This window comes from Actinacidiphila sp. bgisy145 (genome assembly GCF_057708125.1).
This window is the reverse complement of record NZ_JBYIRL010000030.1, coordinates 1-23,549: the sequence shown is the minus strand read 5'-3', so window position 1 is coordinate 23,549 and position 23,549 is coordinate 1. Positions and strand designations below refer to the sequence as shown.

The 23,549-nt window shown below is 72.7% G+C and carries 22 protein-coding genes; 11 read left to right on the top strand and 11 right to left on the bottom strand.

Going from position 1 to position 23,549, the window contains the following annotated elements; all coding sequences use genetic code 11:
• The first annotated feature begins 27 nt into the window (after nucleotides 1–27).
• Nucleotides 28–804 carry a phosphate ABC transporter ATP-binding protein PstB gene (gene pstB / locus AC3ERT_RS25210; protein ID WP_335981215.1) on the top strand — a complete coding sequence of 259 codons (777 nt, stop codon included), beginning with the start codon at nucleotides 28–30 and terminating at the stop codon, nucleotides 802–804.
• A 159-nt stretch (nucleotides 805–963) separates the two neighbouring features.
• On the opposite strand, the gene AC3ERT_RS25205 is transcribed toward pstB, so the two are convergent.
• On the bottom strand, nucleotides 964–1,959 hold the full coding sequence (locus AC3ERT_RS25205; RefSeq protein ID WP_335981214.1) for an inorganic phosphate transporter: 996 nt from the start codon (nucleotides 1,957–1,959) through the stop codon (nucleotides 964–966).
• A gap of 5 nt (nucleotides 1,960–1,964) precedes the next feature.
• Nucleotides 1,965–2,585 carry a DUF47 domain-containing protein gene (locus AC3ERT_RS25200; protein ID WP_202235181.1) on the bottom strand — a complete coding sequence of 207 codons (621 nt, stop codon included), beginning with the start codon at nucleotides 2,583–2,585 and terminating at the stop codon, nucleotides 1,965–1,967.
• A gap of 184 nt (nucleotides 2,586–2,769) precedes the next feature.
• Here AC3ERT_RS25200 and AC3ERT_RS25195 point away from each other — a divergent pair, with 184 nt between their 5' ends.
• Nucleotides 2,770–3,102, top strand: coding sequence for a metal-sensitive transcriptional regulator (locus AC3ERT_RS25195; RefSeq protein WP_335981213.1), 333 nt, complete (start codon nucleotides 2,770–2,772; stop codon nucleotides 3,100–3,102).
• A gap of 116 nt (nucleotides 3,103–3,218) precedes the next feature.
• Here AC3ERT_RS25195 and AC3ERT_RS25190 read toward each other — a convergent pair whose 3' ends face one another.
• Together AC3ERT_RS25190 and AC3ERT_RS25185 are read right to left on the bottom strand one after the other, a co-directional pair.
• Complete coding sequence (locus AC3ERT_RS25190) at nucleotides 3,219–3,392, bottom strand: hypothetical protein (RefSeq protein WP_435132601.1); 174 nt, start codon at nucleotides 3,390–3,392, stop codon at nucleotides 3,219–3,221.
• Nucleotides 3,393–3,522: 130 nt separating this feature from the next.
• Nucleotides 3,523–4,494: an SCO4651 family lipoprotein gene (locus AC3ERT_RS25185; RefSeq protein ID WP_488180745.1), complete on the bottom strand. Its 972-nt coding sequence runs from the start codon at nucleotides 4,492–4,494 to the stop codon at nucleotides 3,523–3,525.
• Nucleotides 4,495–4,598: 104 nt separating this feature from the next.
• Between AC3ERT_RS25185 and AC3ERT_RS25180 the strand changes: the two genes are divergently transcribed.
• Both AC3ERT_RS25180 and AC3ERT_RS25175 read left to right on the top strand, forming a co-directional pair.
• On the top strand, nucleotides 4,599–4,778 hold the full coding sequence (locus tag AC3ERT_RS25180) for a hypothetical protein (protein ID WP_435176945.1): 180 nt from the start codon (nucleotides 4,599–4,601) through the stop codon (nucleotides 4,776–4,778).
• Between the two features lie 304 nt (nucleotides 4,779–5,082).
• The gene (locus tag AC3ERT_RS25175; protein WP_435177038.1) at nucleotides 5,083–6,609 is read left to right on the top strand and encodes an FAD-binding oxidoreductase; all 1,527 of its coding nucleotides are present in this window, start codon (nucleotides 5,083–5,085) and stop codon (nucleotides 6,607–6,609) included.
• 50 nt (nucleotides 6,610–6,659) lie between these two features.
• Here the strand turns inward: AC3ERT_RS25175 and AC3ERT_RS25170 are convergent, their stop codons facing one another.
• From AC3ERT_RS25170 to AC3ERT_RS25155, 4 genes are all read right to left on the bottom strand, one after another.
• On the bottom strand, nucleotides 6,660–7,643 hold the full coding sequence (locus tag AC3ERT_RS25170) for a hypothetical protein (protein WP_435176943.1): 984 nt from the start codon (nucleotides 7,641–7,643) through the stop codon (nucleotides 6,660–6,662).
• A gap of 26 nt (nucleotides 7,644–7,669) precedes the next feature.
• Complete coding sequence (locus AC3ERT_RS25165; RefSeq protein WP_335981207.1) at nucleotides 7,670–8,332, bottom strand: hypothetical protein; 663 nt, start codon at nucleotides 8,330–8,332, stop codon at nucleotides 7,670–7,672.
• 139 nt (nucleotides 8,333–8,471) lie between these two features.
• A complete protein-coding gene (locus AC3ERT_RS25160) occupies nucleotides 8,472–9,164 on the bottom strand; it encodes a phosphatase PAP2 family protein (protein WP_335981206.1) in 693 nt (230 codons plus the stop codon).
• Between the two features lie 227 nt (nucleotides 9,165–9,391).
• Nucleotides 9,392–10,414, bottom strand: coding sequence for an NlpC/P60 family protein (locus AC3ERT_RS25155; protein ID WP_335981205.1), 1,023 nt, complete (start codon nucleotides 10,412–10,414; stop codon nucleotides 9,392–9,394).
• A 261-nt stretch (nucleotides 10,415–10,675) separates the two neighbouring features.
• Here AC3ERT_RS25155 and AC3ERT_RS25150 point away from each other — a divergent pair, with 261 nt between their 5' ends.
• The 6 genes from AC3ERT_RS25150 to AC3ERT_RS25125 all read left to right on the top strand — a co-directional run bounded on the left by AC3ERT_RS25150 (nucleotide 10,676) and on the right by AC3ERT_RS25125 (nucleotide 18,219).
• Nucleotides 10,676–10,984: a hypothetical protein gene (locus AC3ERT_RS25150; RefSeq protein ID WP_202238823.1), complete on the top strand. Its 309-nt coding sequence runs from the start codon at nucleotides 10,676–10,678 to the stop codon at nucleotides 10,982–10,984.
• A gap of 199 nt (nucleotides 10,985–11,183) precedes the next feature.
• Entirely contained in the window at nucleotides 11,184–12,068 is an 885-nt protein-coding gene (locus AC3ERT_RS25145) for a hypothetical protein (protein ID WP_335981204.1), read from the top strand.
• Nucleotides 12,058–13,410 (top strand): hypothetical protein, encoded by a 1,353-nt coding sequence (locus tag AC3ERT_RS25140; RefSeq protein ID WP_435176940.1) that lies wholly within the window; start codon nucleotides 12,058–12,060, stop codon nucleotides 13,408–13,410. Before AC3ERT_RS25145 ends, AC3ERT_RS25140 begins: the two co-directional genes overlap by 11 nt.
• Complete coding sequence (locus tag AC3ERT_RS25135; protein ID WP_435176938.1) at nucleotides 13,407–14,951, top strand: SCO6880 family protein; 1,545 nt, start codon at nucleotides 13,407–13,409, stop codon at nucleotides 14,949–14,951. The genes AC3ERT_RS25140 and AC3ERT_RS25135 overlap by 4 nt, the downstream gene beginning before the upstream one ends.
• Before the next feature lie 30 nt (nucleotides 14,952–14,981).
• Nucleotides 14,982–16,400, top strand: coding sequence for an ATP-binding protein (locus tag AC3ERT_RS25130; RefSeq protein WP_335981200.1), 1,419 nt, complete (start codon nucleotides 14,982–14,984; stop codon nucleotides 16,398–16,400).
• Between the two features lie 4 nt (nucleotides 16,401–16,404).
• Nucleotides 16,405–18,219, top strand: a complete 1,815-nt coding sequence (locus AC3ERT_RS25125; RefSeq protein WP_435176936.1) for a type IV secretory system conjugative DNA transfer family protein — start codon at nucleotides 16,405–16,407, stop codon at nucleotides 18,217–18,219.
• Nucleotides 18,220–18,241: 22 nt separating this feature from the next.
• Here AC3ERT_RS25125 and AC3ERT_RS25120 read toward each other — a convergent pair whose 3' ends face one another.
• On the bottom strand, nucleotides 18,242–19,390 hold the full coding sequence (locus AC3ERT_RS25120) for a LacI family DNA-binding transcriptional regulator (RefSeq protein ID WP_335981395.1): 1,149 nt from the start codon (nucleotides 19,388–19,390) through the stop codon (nucleotides 18,242–18,244).
• Nucleotides 19,391–19,855: 465 nt separating this feature from the next.
• On the opposite strand from AC3ERT_RS25120, the gene AC3ERT_RS25115 reads away from it, so the two are divergent.
• Nucleotides 19,856–20,857 (top strand): hydroxyacid dehydrogenase, encoded by a 1,002-nt coding sequence (locus tag AC3ERT_RS25115; protein ID WP_435176934.1) that lies wholly within the window; start codon nucleotides 19,856–19,858, stop codon nucleotides 20,855–20,857.
• Between the two features lie 167 nt (nucleotides 20,858–21,024).
• Here AC3ERT_RS25115 and AC3ERT_RS25110 read toward each other — a convergent pair whose 3' ends face one another.
• Nucleotides 21,025–22,626: a hypothetical protein gene (locus tag AC3ERT_RS25110; RefSeq protein ID WP_435176932.1), complete on the bottom strand. Its 1,602-nt coding sequence runs from the start codon at nucleotides 22,624–22,626 to the stop codon at nucleotides 21,025–21,027.
• A gap of 368 nt (nucleotides 22,627–22,994) precedes the next feature.
• On the bottom strand, nucleotides 22,995–23,483 hold the full coding sequence (locus AC3ERT_RS25105; RefSeq protein WP_435176930.1) for a GNAT family N-acetyltransferase: 489 nt from the start codon (nucleotides 23,481–23,483) through the stop codon (nucleotides 22,995–22,997).
• Between the last annotated feature and the right edge of the window lie 66 nt (nucleotides 23,484–23,549).

Below are 23,549 nucleotides of genomic sequence, written 5' to 3'. Positions count from 1 at the left end.
CCTAGCAGAAATGAAGTGATCCCCACCATGGCCAAGCGAATCGACGTCAGCGGCCTGTCCGCCTACTACGGCAGCCACAAGGCCATCGACGACATCTCGATGACCGTCGAGCCCGGCTCCGTGACCGCCTTCATCGGCCCGTCCGGCTGCGGCAAGTCCACCTTCCTGCGCACCCTGAACCGCATGCACGAGGTCACCCCCGGCGGCCGCGTCGAGGGCCAGGTGCTGCTGGACGACGAGAACCTGTACGGCAGCGGCGTGGACCCGGTGACGGTCCGGCGCACCGTCGGCATGGTCTTCCAGCGCCCCAACCCCTTCCCCACCATGTCGATCTACGACAACGTGGCGGCCGGCCTGCGGCTGAACGGCGTCCGCAAGAAGGGCGAGCTCGACTCCATCGTCGAGAAGTCCCTCAAGGGCGCCAACCTGTGGAACGAGGTCAAGGACCGGCTGAACAAGCCCGGCTCGGGGCTCTCCGGCGGCCAGCAGCAGCGGCTGTGCATCGCCCGCGCGATCGCGGTCGAGCCCGAGGTGCTGCTGATGGACGAGCCGTGCTCCGCGCTCGACCCGATCTCCACCCTCGCCATCGAGGACCTGATCGGGGAGTTGAAGGAACGCTTCACCATCGTGATCGTCACGCACAACATGCAGCAGGCCGCGCGCGTGTCGGACCGTACCGCGTTCTTCAACCTGGCCGCGGTCGGGCAGCCCGGCAAGCTGATCGAGATCGACGAGACCGAGAAGATCTTCGCCAACCCGTCGGTGCAGGCGACCGAGGACTACATCTCCGGCCGTTTCGGCTGATCCCAGGACGCCGTGCGGTGCTGCATGGCGGTGCCACCGCAGGGCGCGAGGGCCCCGGTTTCCCCTTCGACGGGGGCCGGGGCCCTTCGCATGCGCCGCCCCATGGACTCGCGTACACCGGCACCAGGGACCGGGAACGGCGGAAACCGGCCAAGCCGATCAGCCGAAGATCAACTGGACCACGTAGAAGCAGACGGCGGCGACGACCGCCGCGGCGGGCATCGTGATGAACCAGCCGCCGACGATGTTCTTCGCCACGCCCCAGCGGACCGCCTTGACCCGCTTGGTCGCCCCCACGCCCATGATCGCCGAGGTGATGACGTGGGTGGTGGAGACCGGCGCCGCGAAGACGTACGACGTCGTGTAGAGGATCGCCGCGGAGGTGGTCTCGGCGGCGAAGCCCTGCGGCGGGTCGAGGTCGATGATCCGGCGGCCGAGGGTCCGCATGATCCGCCAGCCGCCCGCGTAGGTGCCCAGCGACATCATCGCCGCGCAGATCAGCTTCACCCAGATCGGGATGCCGAAGCCGCGGCTCGGGTCGTGGATCACCAGCGCCAGCACCACCACACCCATCGTCTTCTGGGCGTCCTGGAGGCCGTGGCCGAGTGCCATCGCGGCCGCCGAGAGGGTCTGGGCCATCCGGAAGCCGCGCTTGGCCTTGTGCGGGTTGGCGCGGCGGAAGAACCACAGGATCGCCAGCATCACCAGGTAGCCGACGAGCAGGCCGACCACCGGGGAGACGAACATCGGCACGATGACCTTGTCGACCACGCCGTTCCAGTGCACCGCGATGCCGCCGGCCAGTGCCGCGCCGACCAGGCCGCCGAACAGCGCGTGGCTTGAACTCGACGGCAGCCCGAAGTACCAGGTCACCAGGTTCCATACAATGGCACCGGCGAGCGCGGCGAAGAGGATGCCCATTCCGTGGCGGCCCTCGGGCGTGGCGATCAGGCCCTTGCTCACGGTTGCGGCCACCTTCGAACCGAGGAAGGCGCCGAGCAGGTTCATCACCGCGGCCATCGCCAGCGCCGCCTTGGGGGTCAGGGCGCGGGTGGAGACCGAGGTGGCGATGGCGTTCGCCGAGTCGTGGAAGCCGTTGGTGTAGGTGAAGAAGAGCGCGACCCCGATGGTCACGACCAGAGCGAAGGTGTCCACGAAGGTCAGGACTCCTTGACCGCGATGGTCTCCACCGTGTTGGCGACGTGCTCGAACGCGTCGGCAGCCTCTTCCAACACGTCGACGATCTGCTTCAGCTTGAGCACCTCGATGGCGTCGTACTTGCCGTTGAACAGGTGGGCGAGCAGCTTGCGGTGGATCTGGTCGGCCTGGTTCTCCAGCCGGTTGACCTCGATCCAGTACTCCGTGAGGTTGGCCATGGTGCGCAGGTTCGGCATCGCCTCGGCGGTCAGCTCGGCCGCCCTGGCCAGCACCTCGATCTGCTGCTCGACGCCCTTGGGCAGTTCCTCCACGTTGTAGAGGACGACCAGGTCGACGGCCTCCTCCATGAAGTCCATGATGTCGTCGAGCGAGCCGGCGAGGGTGTAGATGTCCTCCCGGTCGAAGGGCGTGATGAAGGAGGAGTTGAGCTGGTGGAAGATCGCGTGGGTCGCGTCGTCCCCGGCGTGCTCGGCCGCCCTCATGCGTTCTGCGATCTCGGTCCGGGTCGGCGCATCGGCCCCGAGCAGTTCCATCAGGAGCTTCGAACCGGTGACGATGTTGTCCGCGGAAGCGGCGAACATGTCATAGAAGCTCGTCTCCCTGGGGGTCAGACGAAAGCGCACGTGAGGTCCTCGGGGTGCATGAGTTTCGGTCTCGTTGATGCTAGGTGCATCATGCGGTCGCCACTGACCGGCGTCCACCAGTGTCGCCCATTGGACGAAGTCCCCCCGTCAGGGGATGCCTCGCACAGGGTATCGATTCGGTAAGGTATACCCATCGGGGGTATAACGGGACAGAAGGGCGGGCATGCGGATGGCCACGGAAGGCGTCGCCGGGGAGATTGTGAAGCCGCACGGGCCGCATGGCTACAGCCATGACAAAGAAGCCCACCTCAAGAGGCTGCGCAGGATCGAGGGCCAGCTGCGCGGGTTGCAGCGGATGGTCGAGGAGGACGTCTACTGCATCGACATCCTCACCCAGGTCTCGGCGAGCACCAAGGGGTTGCAGTCCTTCGCGCTCCAGCTGCTGGAGGAGCACCTGCGGCACTGCGTGGCCGCGGCCGCGGTCGGGGGCGGGCCGGAGATCGACGAGAAGGTCGCCGAGGCGACGGCGGCGATAGCGCGGCTGCTGCGCACCTGAGCACCGCGGCGCGGGGCCCGCGGTGCTCGAGGGGGTCGGGTCGGGCCCGGGGCGGCCCGGCCGCGGCGGCGTTGCCGCCCTGGCTCGCGCTGCCGCCGGAGGACCCCTGAGTCCTCCTAGTTCGCCCGGACCGGGCGGACGCGGGCGACGTCCAGCACCTCGTCGATGCGGTCGGAGCTCAACCGCTCCTCGACGGTGGCGGAAGCGGCGATCATCAGCTCGCCGTACAGATCGATCTCGGCCAGTGCCACCGGATCGTCCTGCACCGAGGTCATGAGTGACGGCGCCATACCCGCACCACCTTCGCTACGCGTCCCCATACGCCTGTGAACGGCCGTCATCAAGCGTAGGGACCGTACGCGGCCCGGCGCATGGCACGGATGGACCATTTCCAGCAGGCCCGATCCGGCGGGGCGGGACCTAGGAGGTGGCAGAAACGATCTTTCCGGTCCAGATGTCCGCACTGTTCGGCATGGTGACTGCGACGGGGGTGCCGAAGCCGTCGTAGGTGGTGGTGGCGGTGACGGTCACGCCCGGGTCCTGGCGGGCGGACGGGGTGCTCGCGGCGCCGCCGGACGCCGGTGAGGGGCTCATCGTGAACCGCTGGGTGAGTTTGCGCAGCCGGCCCTGTGTGTCGAGCCAGGCGTCGAAGGGCACCCGGGTCACCGTGAAGCCCTTCGCGGCGGCTCTCAGCGGGCCCCGGACGGCGGTCGGGGCGATCCGGGCGGCTCTGGCGATGTCGGTGGTGCCGCGGAAGTGCCGCACCCGGACGCCTTGCAGCTGCTCGGTGCCGGAGTACGTCACGTCCTCGGCGCCGCGCAGCAGTTCGGCGGCGGCCAGCGGTTCGGTGGCGCCGCCGGTGACCAGGTTCCCGTCGGGCAGGCGGGTGGTGTCCACCCGCACCCACTTGTCGGCGGGGACGCCCGCGCCGCGGTTCTTCATGTAGAGCGCGCCGGGCGTCATCAGCTCGGTGATCGGCTTGTGCTCCTCCTTGCCGACCGCGTCCTTGGGCAGCAGCACCACCAGTTCGCCCTGCCGCCTGGCGTAGTCGAAGCCGCCGGTGCCGGTGATGGTGACCCAGGTACCGCCGCTGGCCATCCGCATCGCGGTGGCCACCTTGGAACTGCCGGCGCCGACCAGGGTGTCCGCGGCGCTGGTGACCGCGCGGGTCTGGGCGGCGTCCGCGGGGGCCGCGCCTGCGGCGCGGCCGGCGGCCGGGCCGCCGCAGCCGGTGGTCAGCGCCGCCGCGCACGCCAGTGCGGCGACCGCGGCGACCGCGGCGGCGTGCGGTCCGCCCCGCCCGCGTGTGCCGCGGCGCGGGCGGTGGGGGCCCGTCGCGCCGCCGCCTGCTGTCGCACCCGCCACACCCGTCGTGCCCGCCGCTGGGGTCACCGCTGCCACCATCGCCCGTCCATCCCTGCACCCGCCCCACCGGCTGGGTCTCACCCGGATAACGACGGTCTTGAGCGGGCCGTCACGCCCGTTACGGTTGAGGCGTGTCCGACCCCGGATCGTCCACCACCACCGCGGGTGCCGCCGGCGGTGGCAGCCGCCATGAGGTGACCGTCGTCGAGCGCGGGTCCTTCGCGTCCGCGCGCTGCTCCTGCGGCTGGAAGGGGCCCGCCCGCCGTGCCCGCGACCGCGCCCGCCGCGACGCCGCGGAGCACTCCGCGTAGGAACGGGGGCACTCCCGGAGGAGCAGGGCCCCGGAGGAACGGGGCACTCCCGGAGGAACGGCGGCCGGTCCGGGGCGCCCCACCCGCCACCGACCGGCACCGACCGCCACCGCCCGCAAAAACCCGCAACCGGCAACGGGGGTGCGGCGTCTTGGGATTCTGAGCGGCACGGGTGCGGGAGAAGGCACCCACCTCCCGCGCCGGAGGGCCTGACGCGAGGGTGGCAACGGTGGAACGCACGGCCCGGTCCGACAGCCCGAACCGGGGCGGCAGCCCCCGCGGACTCGCGCGGCGCACCGCGCTGATGGCGGGCGGCGGAGCGCTGGCGGCGACCGTACTGAGCGGGTGCGACGACGACGGCGGGGACGACGCGAAAGCCCCGTCCGGCACGCCGGGTTCGACGGCCGCCACGTCCGCGACCCCGTTGGCCTCGGCGACCGCCTCCCCGGTGAAGCCGGACTGGCCGACGCTGGCGAAGTCCCTGGACGGCACCCTGGTCCGCCCGCAGGACAGCGCCTACGAGCTCGACCACCGCCTGTACAACACCAGGTTCGACTCGCTGCGCCCGGCGGCGGTCGCGTACGTCACCGGCGCCGACGACATCCGCACCTGCCTGGACTTCGCCCGCCGCACCGGCACGACCCCGGTGGTCCGCAGCGGCGGCCACTCGTACGCGGGCTGGTCCAGCGGCGACGGCCGCCTGATCGTGGACGTCTCGAAGCTCGACTCGATCCGGCTGGACGGCACCACCGCCACGATCGGCGCGGGCGCGAAGCTCATCGACGTCTACAACACCCTTGCCCAGCAGGGCAGGACGGTGCCGGGCGGCTCCTGCCCGTCAGTGGGCGTCTCCGGGCTCGCACTCGGCGGCGGCCATGGCGTGATGAGCCGTTCGATGGGGCTGACCTGCGACAACCTCACCGGTGCGACGCTGATCACCGCCGACGGCCGCAGCCACGAGGTCTCGGCCGACGCCGAACCCGACATCTTCTGGGCGCTGCGCGGCGCCGGCAACGGCAACTTCGGGGTGGTGACGTCCCTGACGTTCGCCACCCACCCGGTGCCCGACGTCGTCACCGGCTACCTGACCTGGCCGTGGAGCCGCGCCGCCGACCTCGTCCGCGGCTGGCAGAGCTGGGGCCCGGACCTGCCGGACCACATCTGGTCCGCGCTCGACCTGAACTGCACGGTCGGCCAGACCCCGACCGTCTCGGTGGCGATGACGTCCACCGGTTCCCGCGACGACCTCGCCGCGGCAGCGGACCGGCTGGCCACCGCGGTCGGCTCCCCCGCCGCCTCGGTCTCGCTGCGGCCGCACACCTACGTCGACGCGATGTTCTCCTACGCCGGCTGCGAGGGCCGCAGCGCCGCCCAGTGCCACCTGGCGCCGGCCGGCAGCCTGGAGCGTGACACATACACCGCGCGCTCGGACTTCTACGACGTGAACCTCCCGGACGGCGGCGTCCAGGCCCTCCTGGCTCAGGTCCAGCAACTCGCCGGGCGGTCCGGCGGCGGGGCCGGCAGCATCGCCCTCACCGCGCTGGGCGGCGCGGTCAACCGCCCCTCGGCCACCGCCACCGCCTTCGCGCACCGCAGCTCACGCTTCCTCGCCCAGTACCTCGCCTCCCACGCCCTGGCCGACACCACCTGGCTGAACTCCACCCACACCGCGATGCGCCGCTACGCCTCCGGCGGCGCCTACCAGAACTACACCGACCCGTCCCTGTCCGACTGGCGCACCGCCTACTACGGCCCGAACGCCGCCCGCCTCACGGCCCTGAAGAAGCAACTCGACCCCACCCGCCTCTTCGACTTCCCCCAGGCCCTGTGACGGGCCGCCGGCGTCGACCGGCCGTCAGGTGAAGCGCCGCCGGGGGCCGTTCAGCGGTTGACGGACTGGATCTCCTGGACCCGGACGTCCTGGTCGAACTCGAAGCTGCCGCCGGGAAGGTTCCCGCCGGTGCCGCCGCTGCCGGTCCAGGTCACCTTCCAGGTGATGGTCGCGCTGAGCGGGAAGGTGCCGCCGTCCGACGAGCGCCGGTAGGTGAGACCGCAGGGCGGAACACCGTTGCCGTCGCTGCTGACGTACGCGGTGCCGATCGAGCCGTCCGCGTTGAGCAGGCAGTCACCGGACGCGGGGTAGAGGTCGGCGTCCGGGGTGCCGGCCTTGAGGTGGAGCCCCTCGGGTGTCGCCGTCGTCGTGGCCCACATGTTCAGCGAGGCCAGCCTGGCGGTGACCGACACCGGTGCGACGTCCCCCTTGTCCAGCCACGCCCAGGTGTTGACGTTCACCGTCTGCACGTGGTCCGCGGCCGGGGAGAGTTGCACCGGGTTCTCCGGGATGCGAATGCGGTCGTAGGCCGACTGCGCGAGGATCTCCGGGGTCACCACCGGGCCTTGGGGGTCGGGCGGGGTGTCGCCGTCGAGCACCCAGTCGTCCTGCTCCTTGAAGCACTTCAGCGAGGCGGGGTCCGCGATCCGGTTCGGATTCACCTGGCCGTTCCACCACATGCCCTTGCCGGCGTTGGCGAGCTCGAAGTCCTTGTGCGGGTGCCCCTTGACGTAGTAGTCCTGCTGGGCCGCGTCCCACGCGTAGCCGGTGGAGTCCTCCGCCCACACCGCCTCCCGCTCCGCCTTCAACTCCGCGGGAGTCGCGGCGGGCGCCTGCCAGCACGCGGGCGGAGTCCACCCGTTGTTCGCCGCGAGCGGGTGCCCCTTGGGCGGTGTCGCCGGGGTGTACGTGACCTCATAGGCGCTGACGGAGGCGTCGATGGAGCCGTCCTTGCTCCCGCCGGTCGTCGTCGTGGTCGTGCGCCGGGCGGACGCCGACCCGCTGCCGACCACGACCAGGGCCACCGCCGCCACCACGCATATCCCTGCTGAGCGACGCCTCAGCGTTTGCATTTCGGCGCCTCCAGCACGGTGATCTTCGACGCCTGCCACACACCGTTCGACGTGTCCTTGAACAGCAGCAGGTTGTACTGGTAGTAGTCGTCGATGCTCGGTGTCGTCACCAGTACCTTCCCCGTCTTGACCTCCTTGCTGTAGCTCTTGCTCTGGTCCTCGCAGAAGCTCAGCGTGGCCGACCCGGCCTGCACGTCGGACACCGTCGCCGAGTAGTAGCGGTCGAGACCCGTGGGGGCCAGATCGTCCTTGATGTTCTGGTTGATCTGGTCGCGGGCGTACGTCAGCGCGTCGTCCCGCGAGTAGAACTGGTACGCGGGGTCCTTCAGGTCGTGGGCCGCCGCGGCACGGTTGTACGCCTTCAGGTACTGCCGACCGCCGTCGAGCACGGCGTCCTTCGTGGCGTCCCCGGTCGAGGGCCAGTCGAACGTCATCGTCAGGTCCTTCGGCAACGCCGTCGACGGCCCCTTCGCCTGGTCGGAGGGTGTCGCCGTCGCCGTCTGCGTCGGGGCGGCAGCGGACGTCGTCGTCCGGTCCGACGAGTCGATCGTCTTCGAGCCCCCCGAGCCGCCGCCGCAGCCCGCGAGCAGTACAGCGGCCGCGGCCAGGGCCGAGGTGACCGCCGCGGTGGGAAGGAAAGAGCGGGTCACGATGGCATCCCCCGTGTGATTCGTCAACGTGCGTGAAGCAAGCGGTCCGACGGTACCGGGGAGGAGCATGTGTCTGGAAGCGGATGGTTCGATCCGTGACGCGCCCGGCACGCGGGCCGGCCGCGGGGGACGGGCCGGGCTACGCCGCGAGGTCCTTGTCGGTGGCGTGGTGGCCGATTTCGCGTGGGTCGAGGCGGCGGGCGGCGGGGGTGGGGCCGGGGGCGGCGCGGACCAGGGGGGCGGCGCGGCCGCGGGAGAGCCGGGTGGTGAGCGCGGTCAGCAGTGCGAGCGCGGGCGCGGTCAGCAGCAGGGCCGTCGCGGCGCCGAGCGCGAACCCGCCGACCACGTCGGTCGGGTAGTACGTGCCGACGTAGATGTCGCAGAACCCCTCGGCGAGGGCCGCGAGCAGCGCGATCGCGCCGAACCTGCGGTCCACCGTGAACAGGCCGACCGCGACCGCGGCGATGACCGCGCTGCGCACGCTGACGAAGGAGTAGCCGCCGTCGTGCACCAGCACCCGCAGGCCGTCGTGGTCGACGTAGGGCCGGGGTCTTTGCACCAGGGCCCGGATCGGCAGGTCCAGCAGGGTGGCGGCGCCGGCGGCCAGGCCCGACCACAGCACCCCGGCGACCGCGGCCGGCGCGTCCTCGGCGCGCCGCGCCACCCGCCACCAGCACCACAGGGCCAGCACGAACGCCAGCGCGACCAGGCCGTACCCGCCGATCCACTCGACCGCGCGGTCCACGCCGTGCGGGGTGTGCCCGGACAGGCCGTTGACCTCGCGCAGCAGGCTGACGTCGGGGTTCACAGTGTCGCCTGCGACTTTCGCCATCGGGTCCACCCCTCATCGGGCAACGCACGGAACATGCGTCCACGGTCGGCTCGTGCGCAACCCCCGTCGCTTGCGTCTCGCCCCATTCTCCCCCGTACAACGGCCGGCACACTACGTAGCGTTCCGGTCTTCGCCAGATGATCACCATGCTGTTATGCAAGGGTGACCAGGCAGAACAGTCGTACGAACGGGCGGCCCGGCCGCCGCCGCGGCGCCGCGACGGGCCGTCAGGAGGCGGCTGAGGAGGCGGCCGAGGCGGTGGGCAGCGCCTGCGCCCCGCCCTCGGTGACCCGCGTCGCGCCGATGTAGTCGGGCGAGTCGATCGGGTCGAACCGGATCACCGCACCGGTGTGCGGCGCGTCGATCATGTACCCGCCGCCCACGTAGATCCCGACGTGGTGGATGGAGCGCGGGTCGCTCAGATCGTAGGCGAAGAAGACCAGGTCGCCCGGGAGCAGCTCGGCGCGGCTCGGGTGCGGCCCGGCGTTCCACTGGTCGTTGGCCACCCGCGGCAGGGTCACCCCGACCGCGCGGTACGACGCCTGCGTCAGCCCCGAGCAGTCGAACCGCCCGCCCTGCGCCGCCGTGCCCTCGCCGCCCCACAGGTACTTCGTGCCGAGCTTCGACTGCGCGTAGGTGATCGCACCCGCGGCCTGCTGGCTCGGCTGCAACCGGGCGACCGGCGCCGCGAAGCTCTCCGCGAGCGTGCGGATGATCTTCACGTAGTGCTGCGTCTCGGCGTACGGCGGGACGCCGCCGGCCTTGATCACCGCGTAGGCGCCGGCGTTGTAGGAGGCCAGCATGTTGTCGGTGTTGTCACCGGGCACGTTCTTGACGTAGGAGGCCAGCTGGCAGTCGTAACTGGCGGCCGAGGGGATCGCGTCCTGCGGGTCCCACACGTCGGCCTTGCCGTCGCCGTTGGCGTCGATGCCGTGGGTGGCCCAGGTGCCCGGGATGAACTGCGCGATGCCCTGCGCGTCGGCCCCGCTCTGCGCGTGCGCGTTCCAGCCGCTCTCCTGGTACAGCTGCGCGGCCAGCAGCGCCGGGTTGAGCGCCGCGCACAGGTTGCCCCACTTCGCCACGAGCGGCTCGTACTCGGCCGGCACCGCGCCCTGAGCCAGCGTCACCGCCTGGCCGTTCTCGTCGTCGCTCAGCCCCGCCGCGGCCGAGAAGGTGCCCACCACGAGCAGCGCGAGGAACGAAAAGCACAGGCCCAGCGCGATGATGACGACGAGCCAGATCCGGCGCACGAGTCCCCACCCTTCCGGTCCTTGGACGATCCCACGCTCTTCGTTGCCCTAACGTGATGCTCGTGATACACACAGTAGTCGTCTGTATCCCTCGAACACCGGTCCGTTCACCAGTGTGGCTGCTGCGGGGCGGATCACACGGACAATCCGCTGAGAAAGTCGCCCAGTCGACATCCAAGAGCGGAATCCTCCGTCAAGATAGACGATGGCCCCTTGCGCCCCGGCGAGGGAGCCAACTGATCGAGCGGGGTGGTGAGTTACATGTATCTGGCAGCGGCGAAGGGCGACATCAACACCATCATCGGTGGCATCGCCCCGGACTGGGGACCCTTCGGTTCCCTCGGCAACGAAGCGCGTGTGATGGTCGAGGTGGTCATGGCAGTGGCGATCCTGCTGTGCCTGGCCCTGGCCATCTGGGGCGCGGCCAAGCAACGGATCGGCGCGACCGCACTACGCGACACCTTCAGCGCGGAGCAGGGCAAGGGACTGATCATCGCCGGGCTCACCGGCGTGTTCATCATCGGTTCCCTCGGCACGCTGTTCACCATCGTCTACGGCATGGCGATCTAGCCCGTCCGGGCGAAACCGCCGTACCGGCACCCGCGGGTGCCCCTGTTCCCCCCGGAGCCCGTCCCAGGCTCCACCGTCCCGACCGAGGCTGCGTGCTGATGCCCACTCAACCAAGCAGCGCTGTCGTTCCCAGCGACTCGCCCCGCCGTGCCGCGCGCCTCCGCGCCGTGCCCGCGGCGCCCCGGGGGGCGACCGCACGATGAGCCTCGGCCAGGACGGTCCCCCGACCCGGACCCGGTTCCCCGAGGGCCACGGCACGCACGGCCCGGCCGGGCGGCGCCCGCAGCCGCGGCGCGCCCTGGTCACCGTCGTGGGCGTCATCGTCGTGCTCATCGCGGCGCTGGCGTTCGCCACCCGCGGCGGCGGCTCCTCCTCCAGCACCGACGACGCCGGCTCCGGCGGCAGCAGCGGGAGCGGTGGCTCCGCCGCGAAGAGCTCCGCCACCGCCACCGCGCCGACCGGCGAACTGCCCGTCACCGGCTCGTCGAACGGCATCCCGGCCGGCTTCGCCCACACCCAGCAGGGCGCCCAGTCCGCCGCGGCCAACTACGCGGTGGCCCTCGGCGGCGTCGACATGTTCGACACCGCCACCCGGCACCGGATCGTGGCCACCGTGTACGCCCCGTCGGCGACCGCGTCCCTGCAGACGTCACTCGACCAGGCGTACTCCGCGGGCGCGATAAAGGCCCTCGGCCTCAACCCGGACGGCTCCGCGCCCCAGGGCCTGACCCTGGTCTCCCGGACCATCCCGGTCGGCACGAAGACCACCGCGAGCAGCGCGGACGCGGCGACCGTGGAGGTCTGGTGCACCGCGCTGGCCGGCCTGGCCGGCAAGGACTCCACCAAGCCCGTCACCGCCTCCTGGTTCACCATCACCGAGAAGCTGGTGTGGCAGGCGTCGGCCCCGGGCAGGACGGGGTCGGGAGGTTCAGGCGGCTCGGCAGGCTCGGGCGGCGACTGGAAGATCGCCTCGTCCAGCCAGCAGGACGGGCCCGCGCCGGTCAGCGGGGACCAGCAGATCGCCACGGCGGACCAGATCGCGGGTGCCGTACAGCAGTACGGAGGGTTCACCTATGCGCGGTAGCGCCCGCACCCGGCTCCTGCCCCTGTCGGCAGCCGTCGTCGCCGTGCAGACGGTCCTGTGGACCACCGCGACGCGCGCGATGGCGGACCCCTCGGCCACGCCGACGCCGACCCCGTCCGCCTCGGCGACCAACGACACCTGCAGCCTGCTGTCCGGTCCGACCAAGGACTACTGCAACAGCGGCACCACGCCCGTCTCACCGAAGGGCGACAGCGGCACCAGCAGCCTCGACCCGCTCACCTCCCTCGGCAAGGGCTGCGCCGAAGCCGCCTCCTGGACCATCGACAAGCTGTCCACCGCGGTGACGAAGACCACCGAAGTCGACTTCACCAACACCGAGTTCCTGCGGCAGTACGCCGTCGTGTTCGCCGCCTCCACCATCCTCACCCTGATCCTGTGGCTGCTGGCCGTCGCCAAGCGCGCGGTGCGCGGGGTGCCGATGACCGAGGCGCTCACCGAGGCGGTCGGCTTCCTGTGGCTGACCGTGCTCGCCTCCGCCTTCACCCCGCTGGTGCTCTACACCGTGGTCTCGGCCACGGACGCGGTGACCGACGTGATCTCGTCGGGCACCAAGTCGAACACCGACGTGTTCTTCGGCTCGTTCTCCGGCGCCCTGAAGAAGGGCGACGACATCGGCGGCGGCCCGGTCATGCTGATCGTGGTCTCGCTGGTGTCGGTACTGGCCGCGGGCGTGCTCTGGCTGGAGCTGGTGATCCGCGCCGCGCTGCTGTACGTCGGCGCGCTGCTGGGCACCGCGGTCTACGCGGGCCTGGTGGACAAGAACATGTGGCACCACGTCAGGCGCTGGGCCGGCATCATGATCGCGGTGATCCTGGTGAAGCCGGTGATCGTGATCGTGCTGGGCCTGGCCGGCGCCCTGTCGGGGTCGAAGAACGGCCCGGACTCGTTCTCCGCGGTCGTCTCCGGCCTGGCGATCATCCTGCTGGCGATCTTCGCCAGCGCCATGATCTACCGCTTCGTGCCCGGCTTCGGCGACGACGTGGTCAGCCTGCGCAACAACCGCAAGGCGAGCGGCCAGAGCTCGGCGGCCGCGGTGATCTCCTCGCCGGCCGCGCTGGTCCGGCAGGGCATCACCACGCACAGCGCCCGCGGCGGCCCGCAGGAGCAGGCCCAGGGCGGCGGCCAGCCCGCCAACCCGGTGGCCGGCGGCATGGCCGCGCACAGCACGCGCGGCGGCTCCGGCGGCTCGGGCGGCTCCGGCAGCTCGGGCGGCGGCTCGGGCAGCGGCCCGCTCGGCGGCTCCCCGTACCGGTCCGGCCCCGGCCGCGGACCGGCACCGGGTTCGAACAAAGGCTCTTCCCAAGGAGGTGAGCGCCGATGACGACCCAGCCGTTCGCCCAACCGCGCCGCACATACCTGATCGGCAAGGCGCGCCCCAACGCGATCGTCGGCAAGAACCGCGAGACCGGCGAGATCGCGCTGATCATCGTCGGGGCGGCGCTGGGCATGATGTCCGGCCTGCTCATCCCGGTGCTGCTGCTGCGCATCATCGGCCTGGTCGGCTGGCCGGTACTGGCACTCGCCGCGGTGTACATGCCCTACCGGCGCCGCACGTTCTACCGCTGGTTCGAGATCAACCGGGCCTACCGCCGCACCCTGCGGGTCTCCCCGACGTACCGCTCCTCGGCGCAGGAGGCGGGCACCTCGCTGGACGGCAAGGAGGTCGAGGTCGGGCCGCCGCCGGGCATCGGCCGGATCACCTGGCTGGCCGCGCCGTTCGGGCCGGACGAGATGGCGGTGCTGCTGCACGTCGACCGCCGCACCGTCACCGCGGCGATCGAGATCGAGGGCCCCGGCGTCGGGCTGCGCGACAGCGAGGACCAGGAAGCCCTGGTGGAGCGCTTCGGCACGCTGCTCAAGCACGTGGCCAACGGCGACGGCTTCGTGACGCGTCTTCAGATGCTCGCCCGTACGCTGCCGGCCGACCCCGACGCACACGCCAAGGACGTCGCGCAGCGCGGCGAACCGGACGCCCCGCGCTGGCTCCAGGACTCCTACGACCAGCTCCAGTCGATGGTGTCGACCTCCTCCGAGCAGCACCGCGCCTACCTGGTGGCGTGCATGCACTTCACCCGCGAACTGGCCGCCGAGGGCAACGCGATGGCCCGCGCGACCCCGCACCACGGCGCCCGGGTGGACAAGGACGCCGGTCTGGCCGCGGTAATGGCGCGCGAGCTCAACGACATCTGCGCCCGCCTCGCCGAGGCCGACATCCGGGTCCGGCAGCCGCTCGGCCAGGCCCGCCTGGCGTCGCTGGTGCACTCGATGTACGACCCGGACCACCCGATCGACCACATCCAGGCGATGACCCGCCGCAACGCGTGGCCGGCCGAACTGGACGCCACCGAGCCGACGTTCCTCCAGGCGAAGACCCGGGAGTCCAGCACCCGCGCGCCCTGGCACCACGCCACCGCGTGGGTCAAGGAGTGGCCGATGACGCCGGTGGGCGTCAACTTCCTCGCGCCGCTGCTGGTGCACACCCCGGACGTGATCCGCACCGTCGCGGTCTGCATGGACCTGGAGCCCACGGACGTCGCGATCGAGCGGATGCTGACGGAGAAGACCAACGACGACGCCGAGGCGAGCCGCGCCGCGAAGATGAACCGGGTGGTCGACCCGCGGGACGTCGCCCACCACGGCCGGATCGACCAGCGCGGCGAGGACCTGGCCAGCGGCGCCGCCGGGGTCAACCTGGTCGGCTACATCACGGTCTCCGCGCGCTCCCCCGAAGCGCTGGCGCGCGACAAGCGCACCATCCGCGCTTCCGCGGGTAAGTCGTATTTGAAGCTCGAATGGTGCGATCGTGAACACCACCGGGCCTTCGTGAACACGTTGCCGTTCGCTACCGGCATCCGCCGCTAGCCCGCCCGGAGGAGGAGGCCACCGATGCCCATGCTGGACCCTCTGGCTGCGATCACCGACGCGTTCACCAGCTTCCTGTTCGGCCGGGTCGAGACCACCCGGCTGCCCGTCCGCACCTCCACCGGCCAGGCGCAGGCGGTCTACCTGCCGACCGCCGCGCCCGGCCTCGGCGACTCCGGTGTGATCATCGGCCGCGAGGTGTACTCCGGGAAGGGGTACATCTACGACCCGTTCCAGCTCTACGGCCAGCAGCTGCCCGCCCCGCACTGGCTGGTGCTCGGCGAGTCCGGCAACGGCAAGTCGGCGCTGGAGAAGACCTACGTGATGCGGCAGCTGCGGTTCAAGGACCGCCAGGTCGTGGTGCTCGACGCGCAGGGCGAGGACGGCGTCGGCGAGTGGAACCTGATCGCGCAGGCGCTGGGCCTGACCCCGATCCGGCTGGACCCGATGGCCGCCCTGGACGGCGGCATCAAGCTCAACCCGCTGGACCCGGCGATCACCGTCACCGGGCAGCTCGCGCTGCTGCGCACCATCATCGAGGTGGCTCTCGGCCGCGGCCTGGACGAGCGGTCCGGCTTCGCGCTGAAGGTCGCGCACAGCTACGTCGCCGAGTCGGTGACGGACCGCCAGCCGATCCTCAACGACATCGTGGAGCGGCTGCGGCACCCGGTGGCGGAGTCCGCCGAGGCGATGAACGTCGACCTGGACGACGTCCGCGCCTGGGGCCTGGACGTGGCGCTGGTGCTGGACCGGCTGGTCGACGGCGACCTGCGCGGCATGTTCGACGGCCCGACGAGCGCCGGCATCGACCTGGACTCGCCGCTGATCGTCTTCGACCTCTCCCACATCGACCGCAACTCCATCGCGATGCCGATCCTGATGGCGATCGTGGGCGTGTGGCTGGAGCACACCTGGATCAGGCCGGACCGGAAGAAGCGCATCTTCCTGGTCGAGGAGGCCTGGCACATCATCAACTCCCCGTTCGTCGCCCAGCTCTTCCAGCGGCTGCTGAAGTTCGGCCGACGGCTCGGCCTGTCCTTCGTGGCGGTGGTGCACCACCTGTCCGACGTCGTGGACGGCGCCGCCGCCAAGGAGGCGGCGGCGATCCTGAAGATGGCCTCCACCCGCACCATCTACGCCCAGAAGGCCGACGAGGCGAGAGCCACCGGCCGCGTGCTGGGACTGCCGCGCTGGGCGGTGGAGATCATCCCCACCCTCACCCCCGGCATCGCGGTGTGGGACGTCAACGGCAACGTACAGGTGGTCAAGCACCTGATCACCGAGGCCGAACGGCCCCTGGTCTTCACCGACCGGGCGATGACGGAGTCCTCGCAGGACCACCTCGCCGGCATCGAGGCCGAGGCGGAAGCCGAGGCCGAGGCCCGGGCGGAGGCGCACGCGGCGAAGGCCGCCCTCGCCAAGCACCTGGCAGACGACGCGGTGGCGTGAGGTCATGGCGGCCCGGAAGAAGGAGAGCACAGGGGGCCTGCCCGACGGCCTGATCGTCGGGATCATCGGCCTCCTGCTCGGCGTGACCCTGCTGGTGTGGACGGCGACCGGGATCGCCGCGGTGCTCGCCCACGGCTCCTGGCCGCAGGGCGTGCGCTTCACCCGCACCCCCCACGCGATGCGCTTCCTCGTGACGCAGCCGCACGACATGGCCACCGCCTGGCCCCAGGTGCCCCGCGGGCAGCTGCCGGGGGCGCAGCTGTTCTGGTGGGTGCTCGCCGCGCAGATCGCGCTGCTGGTCGTCTTCGTCGTCTGGCTGCTGAACACGGTGGCCCGGCTGCGCGGCAAACGCCCGCCCCGCACCCGGACACCCCGCCGCGCCGCCCGCACCCCGGACCCCGCGCAGGAGGCGTCCGGGTACGACGCCGAGGACGCCGAGGACGCTGCCGCCTACGAGGCCGAGGACGAGTACGACGGCGACGACGGCGACGCGCTTGCGCCCGGGAAGCAGGGCGGACAGGACGGCGCCTCCCCCGCGGAGGTACCCGCACCGCGCCGCCGCACCGCCCCGCCGTCGTACGCCCGCGGCGGCGACGAGAGCCTGGACGCCTGGTTCCGTACGGTGCCGCGCGCGGTGCCCCCCGGCCCGCCCGGCACCCCTGCCGCCGAGGACGCCCCGACCACGCAGATCCCGCCGGTGCACGCCGAGGGCCTGGTACCCACCGGCGCGGCCACCGCCGCGGCCGGCCCGGCGCCCGGCCCGGCCGCCACCGCACCCCTGACCGCGCTCGCCGACGGCGAGATCACCCGCACCTACGCGCTGTTCGCCGCGCCGCGCGGCGACAAGGCCAAGCAGGTCGTACAGCCGGCCGTACTGGCCGCCGCCGGCCCGGTGGTGGTGACCACCGCCGACCCCGACACCTACCACCAGACCGCCGGCAACCGGGCGAAGCTCGGCCCCGTGCACGTCTTCGACCCCGCCCACCTGGTGGACGTGCCCGGCCGGCTGCGGTGGGCACCGCACGGCGGCTGCGAACGGCCCGACACCGCCCGCACCCGCGCGGCCGCGCTGCTCGCCCCGCTGCGCACCGCCCGCGCCGACGAGGCGATCGTGCACGACGCCGCCGTGACGCTCCTGCGCTGCTGGCTGCACGCGGCCGCCGTGGACGGCCGGCCGTTCCGCCAGGTGCAGCGGTGGTCCGCGGGCGGGTCGAGCGCCGGTGAGGCGGTCCGGGTGCTGCGCAGCGACCGCGCCGCCGCCTCGGGTTGGAGCGGCGAACTGGAGTCGGTGCTGCACGCCCACCCCGAACGCCGGGACGCCGCCCAGGCGTTGATCCGGCGCGCCCTGGAACCGCTGAACTCGGTGCACATCCGCGACGCCTGCACCCCCGCCAAGTCCGGCGGCCTCGACCTGGAGTCGTTCACCGCCGAACGGGGAACGCTCTACGTGGTGGGTGAACGGATCGAGGACCCGCGTTCCCATCCGGGTGCGATGCCCCTGCTGACCGCACTCGTCTCCAGCGTGGTCGAGCACGGCCGGCGCATGGCCGGAAGGTCACCCGCCGGTCGGCTCGACCCACCAATGACGTTCGTCCTCGACGACGTCGCGGCACTCGCCCCGGTCCCCGAACTTCCCGTGCTCCTCGCCGAGGGCCGCGCCGCCGGGCTGCCGACCCTCGCGGTACTGCGCTCGCCCGAACAGGGCACCGCCCGCTGGCGGTCACCGCTGTGGCAGCAGGCCGACATGCGGCTCGCGCTCGGCGACGCCACCGCCGAGGCACTCCCGCCCACCGTCCCGGACGCCGTCCGCATCCACTGACCGGGGCCGCCCGGCCGCCGCTTCAGCCCCGCGGCGCGGGCGGCGGGCCCACCGACTCGCGCAGCACCAGGTGCGTCCCCAGCAGGTGGCGGCTCTGCACCGGCACCCGGGGCCCACCTCCCGGCACCAGCACCGCCTTCTCCGCGAGCGCCAACCGCACCGACTCCCGGCCCAGTTCGTACGACGGGATGTTCACCGTGGTCAGCGGCGGGTTGAGGTCCTGCGCCAGGCCGTCGTTGTTGTAGCCGACGACCGAGACGTCCCCCGGGGTGCGCAGACCGTACTCGCGCAGCGCCGCCATCGCGCCCGCCGCCACATGGTCGTCACCGGCGAAGACCGCGGTGAACTCCGGGCGCCCGCCGCAGTCCGCGAGAAGCTGCCGCATCGCCGCGTGGCCGTCCGCGCGGCGCAGCCCCACCCCGGCGATCCGCTCGGCGGCCGCCCCTGCGCCATGGTCGGCCAGCGCCCGCCGGTAGCCGCTGATCCGCTGCTCGATGGTGGAGTGCCCCGGCAGCGCGCCCAGGAAGAGGATGTCGCGGTGCCCGGCCGACAGCAGGTGGCTGACCACCGCGTACGCGCCGGCCTCGTTGTCGTACTCCACCACCAGCACCGGCATGTCGGGGCTGGGCGCCGACCGCCCGCACAGCACCAGCCGGGAGCCGGCCGCGGCCAGGCTGTGCGCGTACTGCGCCAGGCGCGCCCGGTAGCGCTCGTCCTCAACGACACCGCCGACCAGCACCACGAACTCCGCGCGCTGCTCGCGCATCATCTGGAGCAGCGCCAGCTCGCGTGCCTCGTCCCCGCCGTGGCTGCACACCAGGCACAGCCGGCCGCGGGCCGCGGCCTCCTGCTCCACGCCCTGCGCGATACCGGTGTAGAAGGCGCTGTCCACCGAGGAGACGACCACCGCGATGGTCTTCGGGCCGGTGCCGGCCAGCGCCCGGGCCCGGCCGTCGATGACGTAGTCGAGGTCCTTCACCGCCCGCAGCACCTTCGCGCGGGCCGCGGCCGACGTGGGGTGGTTTCCGGCCAGCACCCGGGAGACGGTCGCGACGGACACCCCCGCACGATCGGCGACGTCCCGGATGGTGCTCCGACCGCTGCCCCGGCCCGCCCGGCCGCCCGGCCCCGGCCCCGGGTCCAACTCCGGCCCTGATGAACGCTCCGCCATCTCCGCCATCCGCAGTCCGCAGTCCCGTCGCAGCCGCCCGCACGCCCACCGCGCCGCCGCCCAGCGTACTGGTGCCGCGACGACCGGCGGATACCCGGCATCCCGGGCTCTTGATCTAACCGGTTACGGCCCGGCCTCGGGCGGCCGCACCGGCACATCGGGCCCGCGGCAGGCCCGTACCGTGGCCGAATTCCGCGCCTGACCCGCAGAATACCGCCGTCACGGCGCCCCCGGCCACGATGGCGCCGTTGACCGCCCCCCGGGCGGCGACCTAGGCTTCGCGTCAGATGCGGTAACCGGTTACACGCCGACTCGGGACAGCGGGCAGCCGACCGCGGCCGCCACGGGGGACACCGCGCGGACCCGCCCGGACCAGCTCGGACCCGGCAGGCACCGTGCACGCACCCCGGCCGCACGGACGCGGACAGGCAGCACCACCACGACCACCACACGCAGGGAGCAGACATGGCGGAGCGGCCGAAGCTGGTGCTGGCGATGCGGCCCGACATCGTGGACCTGGTCCTGCCCACCGCTCTGCGCGCCCGGCTCGAGGCGCTCGCCGACGTCCACCCCGGCACGGTCACCGACCCGACCGCCCCCGAGGCCGCCGACGCGCTGGCCGGCGCCCGGCTGCTGCTGACCGGTTGGGGCTGCCCGGTGCTCGACACCGCGACGCTCGACCGCATGCCGCGGCTGGCCGCCGCCATCCACGCGGCAGGCAGCGTGCGCCACCACGCCACCCCGGAGGTCTGGGCACGCGGCATCGCCGTCTCCTCAGCCGCCGACGCCAACGCCGCACCGGTCGTGGAGTACACCATGGCCACGATCTGGCTCGCCTCCCACCGCGCGCTCGGCACCGCCGCTGGCTACGTCGCGGGACGCGAACCCGCGATGCGCCTGCGGCAGGGCGCCGACGGCGCGACCGTCGGCGTGATCGGCGCCTCGCGGATCGGACGCGGCGTCATCGCCCGCCTGACCGCCGCCGCGGCGGGCTTCCGGGTCCTGCTGGCCGACCCCTACGTCAGCGCCGAGGAGGCCGAGGCCCTCGGCACCACGCTCGTCGACCTCGACGACCTGTGCCGGCGCAGCGACATCGTCACCGTGCACGCGCCCGACCTCCCCGAGACCCGGCACCTGCTCAACGCGGAACGCCTCGCCCTGCTCCGGGACGGCGCGACCGTCATCAACAGCGCGCGGGGCCGGCTCGTGGACACCGACGCGCTCACCCACGAGTGCGGCAGCGGACGGATCGACGCCTACATCGACGTCACCGACCCCGAGCCGCTGCCCGTCGGCCACCCGCTGCTCTCCCTGCGGAACGTCCTGATCACCCCGCACATCGCCGGCTGCCAGGGCAGCGAGGTCCAACGGCTCGGCGCCTACGCGGTCGACGAGGTGGAGCGCTGGATCAAGGGGGAGCCGCTGCGCGGGGGCGTGCAGGCCGCGGACCTCACGCGGATCGCGTGAGGTCCGCGTGAGATCCGCGTGAGCGCAGGGTCGGCGGGTGGGGTGTTGCGCCCGTAGCGCCGGCGGGCGGCGGGTGGCGTGCGGCCGGCCACGGCGATGCTGTGGCCGGCCGCCCGGTTCAGCCCCAACGGGTCACCGCCCGGGGCCTGCCGCGTACGGGACGCGTCCTACTCGCCGCCCCCGCCGGAGCCACCACCGTCACCACCGCCGGAACCGCCGCCGGAGCCCCCTCCGTCGCCACCACCGCCGTCGCCTCCGCTGCCGGAGCCGCCGCCGTAGCCACCGGAACCGCCGCCGTCGCCGCCCCCACCGTCGCCTCCGCCGTAACCACCGTCGGAGCCGCCGCCGTAGCCGCCGGACGCGGAAGAACCGCCGTCGCTGCCTCCGTAGCCGCCGTCGCCGCCATAACCGCCATCGGAGGAGCCGCCATCGCCGGCGGAGGCCGAAGCGCTGGCGTCGGAGGAGCCGCCATCGGACGAAGCTCCGTCGGCGGAGGCTCCGTCCGCGGACGCGCCGCTGTCCCCGGCGGCCCCGGCATCGCCTGCATCGCCTGCGGCCTCGGAAGAGCCGTCGTCTCCGGCCGGGCTGCCCGCGTCCGCGGACGCGGTGTCCGAGGAGCCGTCGTCGCCGGGTGCCGACGCGGCAGCCGCGTCTCCCACCGGAGCCGCCGGCGCGGCAGGCGCGGCAGGCGCGGAGTCGGCGGGCGCTGAGGCCGGTGCCGAGTCGGCGGGCGCCGAATCCGCAGGGGCGGCCGGGGCCGCGGGCGCCGCGTCGGCAGGAGCCGAGGTCGACGTCGTGGTGGCGCCCCACGGCGATCCGATCATCGCTCCGGGGGTGCCGGCTATCGCCCCGCTGTAGGCGCTGGCCGACACGCTGGTTCCGGGCGGACCGGAGATGCTGGCGGGTGCCGTACCGGGCGCCTGGGCGGTCGCCGTACCGCCGTCGGGCGCGGAGGCCGTCGCCGAGGAGACCCCGCCGTACGGACTGCCGATCCCCGTGGACGTGGCCGAGGTCGGCCCCGAGGGACTGCTCGCGGACGCCTGCGCCTGGCTGCCGCCCGCCTCGGTGCCGGCGGAGGACGTACCAGCTGCCGAGGTGCTCGCGGACGCGCCGCTCACCCCGACCCCGGCCTTGCCCGCGCTGCCCAGCGGCCCCGTGGCGGTGCTCGCGGAGGTGTTGCCGACGGCGCTGGACGCGGCAGCGGAGGAACCGACCGAGCCGGACTCGGAGTTGGCGCCCGAGAAGCCGCCGCCCTTCGTACTGGCGGAGGCGGCGGTGCCGTTGCCGCTGGCCCCGCTCGTCGCACTCGCGCTCTGCCCGCCGCCGGACGCCTCGGAGGACGACGAACCCTTGCCGGTCGCGGCGTTGGAGTTCGCCCCGGACCCGGGACCGCTCGCCGTGGCGTCGCCGGTCGACAGCCCGCCGCTCGGGCCGGCCTTCGAGGCGCCCGCACCGGCCGAGTTCGTGCCCCCGCCGTACGACGACGCCCCGGCGCCGGTCTTCCCGTCGCCGACGCTCATACCGGCCGACGCCGGAGCACCGTTGGAGCTGTTGCCGAAGGCGCCGCCGATGCCGATCGCCCCGGACTGCGGGCCGCCACCGGTACCGCCGAGCCCCGCCTGCCCGCTGCTGTCACTCCCGTACGAACCCGCGCGCGCCCCGCCGTTCGCACCGGGCGGGTCGGCGAGGGCGCCGCCCGTCAGGTGCAGGACACCGACCACGGACGCCACCGTCAGGATCGACGCGCGCCGCAGCACCTTCCCGCCCACGCGCGCCCGTCCGGTCCTCCGTGCCGCCGGCCCACCCTTCGCGTCCTTCTCCGCACCGACGGCCTGCGGAGGACGCTCCTCACCCTCTAACGCTCTCTCGGACGACGCATCAGTACCCATGCGCAGCCTCCCTGTTGTGGACGCGTGCAGCACGCGTCAGCTCGGCAACCGGAGCCCAAGTGACCGGTCACATGACCACCATTCCGCACCGTCAACCCCGCCGCAATGGTGCAGTAGCTGCTGTCACAAACCCGTGGCAGCACAGGAGAACGGCGCCGGCAGGTGACCGTACAGAACGCGGTTGCCGGGAGACCGGAGCGGAAACCGCACGCGGACCGAACGTGCAAGGAACTCCGAGGGACCGCTGCTCAGGGCCGGTCGAGTGCCAACTCGTACTCGATGTAGGCCTCGTCCACCGGTGAGCGCATCGTCCGCCCGGTCCGGGCGAAGCCGTGCCGGCGGTAGAACGCCTCGGCTCGCGGGTTCTTCTCGTGCACCCACAGGTGCAGCCGATCGGTCCGCTGCCAGCCCCACTCCAGGGCGGCCGCCAGCAACCGGTCGGCGAGCCCGGTACCCCGCTCCTCGGGCACCAGGTAGACCGCGTTCACGCTGAAGTAGTCGGGACGCTCCTCGACCACCACGGTCATCCCGACCCAGCGCCCGTCACGTACGGCGGCGAACTGCTGCGAGCCGGCCCCGGCCGCCCGCTGCCGCCACCGTTCGTCGCCCATCGCCGACTCCTCGGCGTACGTCCTCGCGAACGCCACCGGAGCCACCGGGTCCTGGAGTGCCGCCAACCGCAACTCCCGGCTCTGCTCCCACTCGTCCGGCCGCGCGGGCCGTATCACGTATCCCATGGTCCGGACGGTACAACGCAAAAAAGCCCGGGTACCCCGAATAAATCCGGGGAACCCGAGCTGAAT

Excerpts from the sequence above, each read along its gene's own strand:
- AC3ERT_RS25190 (WP_435132601.1), bottom strand. The coding sequence starts at position 3,392 with ATGGCGCCGTCACTCATGACCTCGGTGCAGGACGATCCGGTGGCACTG.
- AC3ERT_RS25140 (WP_435176940.1), top strand. The coding sequence starts at position 12,058 with ATGCGCGGTAGCGCCCGCACCCGGCTCCTGCCCCTGTCGGCAGCCGTC.
- AC3ERT_RS25195 (WP_335981213.1), top strand. The coding sequence starts at position 2,770 with ATGCGGATGGCCACGGAAGGCGTCGCCGGGGAGATTGTGAAGCCGCAC.
- AC3ERT_RS25130 (WP_335981200.1), top strand. The coding sequence starts at position 14,982 with ATGCTGGACCCTCTGGCTGCGATCACCGACGCGTTCACCAGCTTCCTG.
- AC3ERT_RS25120 (WP_335981395.1), bottom strand. The coding sequence starts at position 19,390 with ATGGCGGAGCGTTCATCAGGGCCGGAGTTGGACCCGGGGCCGGGGCCG.
- AC3ERT_RS25150 (WP_202238823.1), top strand. The coding sequence starts at position 10,676 with ATGTATCTGGCAGCGGCGAAGGGCGACATCAACACCATCATCGGTGGC.
- AC3ERT_RS25105 (WP_435176930.1), bottom strand. The coding sequence starts at position 23,483 with ATGGGATACGTGATACGGCCCGCGCGGCCGGACGAGTGGGAGCAGAGC.
- AC3ERT_RS25125 (WP_435176936.1), top strand. The coding sequence starts at position 16,405 with ATGGCGGCCCGGAAGAAGGAGAGCACAGGGGGCCTGCCCGACGGCCTG.
- AC3ERT_RS25145 (WP_335981204.1), top strand. The coding sequence starts at position 11,184 with ATGAGCCTCGGCCAGGACGGTCCCCCGACCCGGACCCGGTTCCCCGAG.
- AC3ERT_RS25175 (WP_435177038.1), top strand. The coding sequence starts at position 5,083 with ATGGCGGGCGGCGGAGCGCTGGCGGCGACCGTACTGAGCGGGTGCGAC.
- AC3ERT_RS25135 (WP_435176938.1), top strand. The coding sequence starts at position 13,407 with ATGACGACCCAGCCGTTCGCCCAACCGCGCCGCACATACCTGATCGGC.
- pstB (WP_335981215.1), top strand. The coding sequence starts at position 28 with ATGGCCAAGCGAATCGACGTCAGCGGCCTGTCCGCCTACTACGGCAGC.
- AC3ERT_RS25160 (WP_335981206.1), bottom strand. The coding sequence starts at position 9,164 with ATGGCGAAAGTCGCAGGCGACACTGTGAACCCCGACGTCAGCCTGCTG.
- AC3ERT_RS25115 (WP_435176934.1), top strand. The coding sequence starts at position 19,856 with ATGGCGGAGCGGCCGAAGCTGGTGCTGGCGATGCGGCCCGACATCGTG.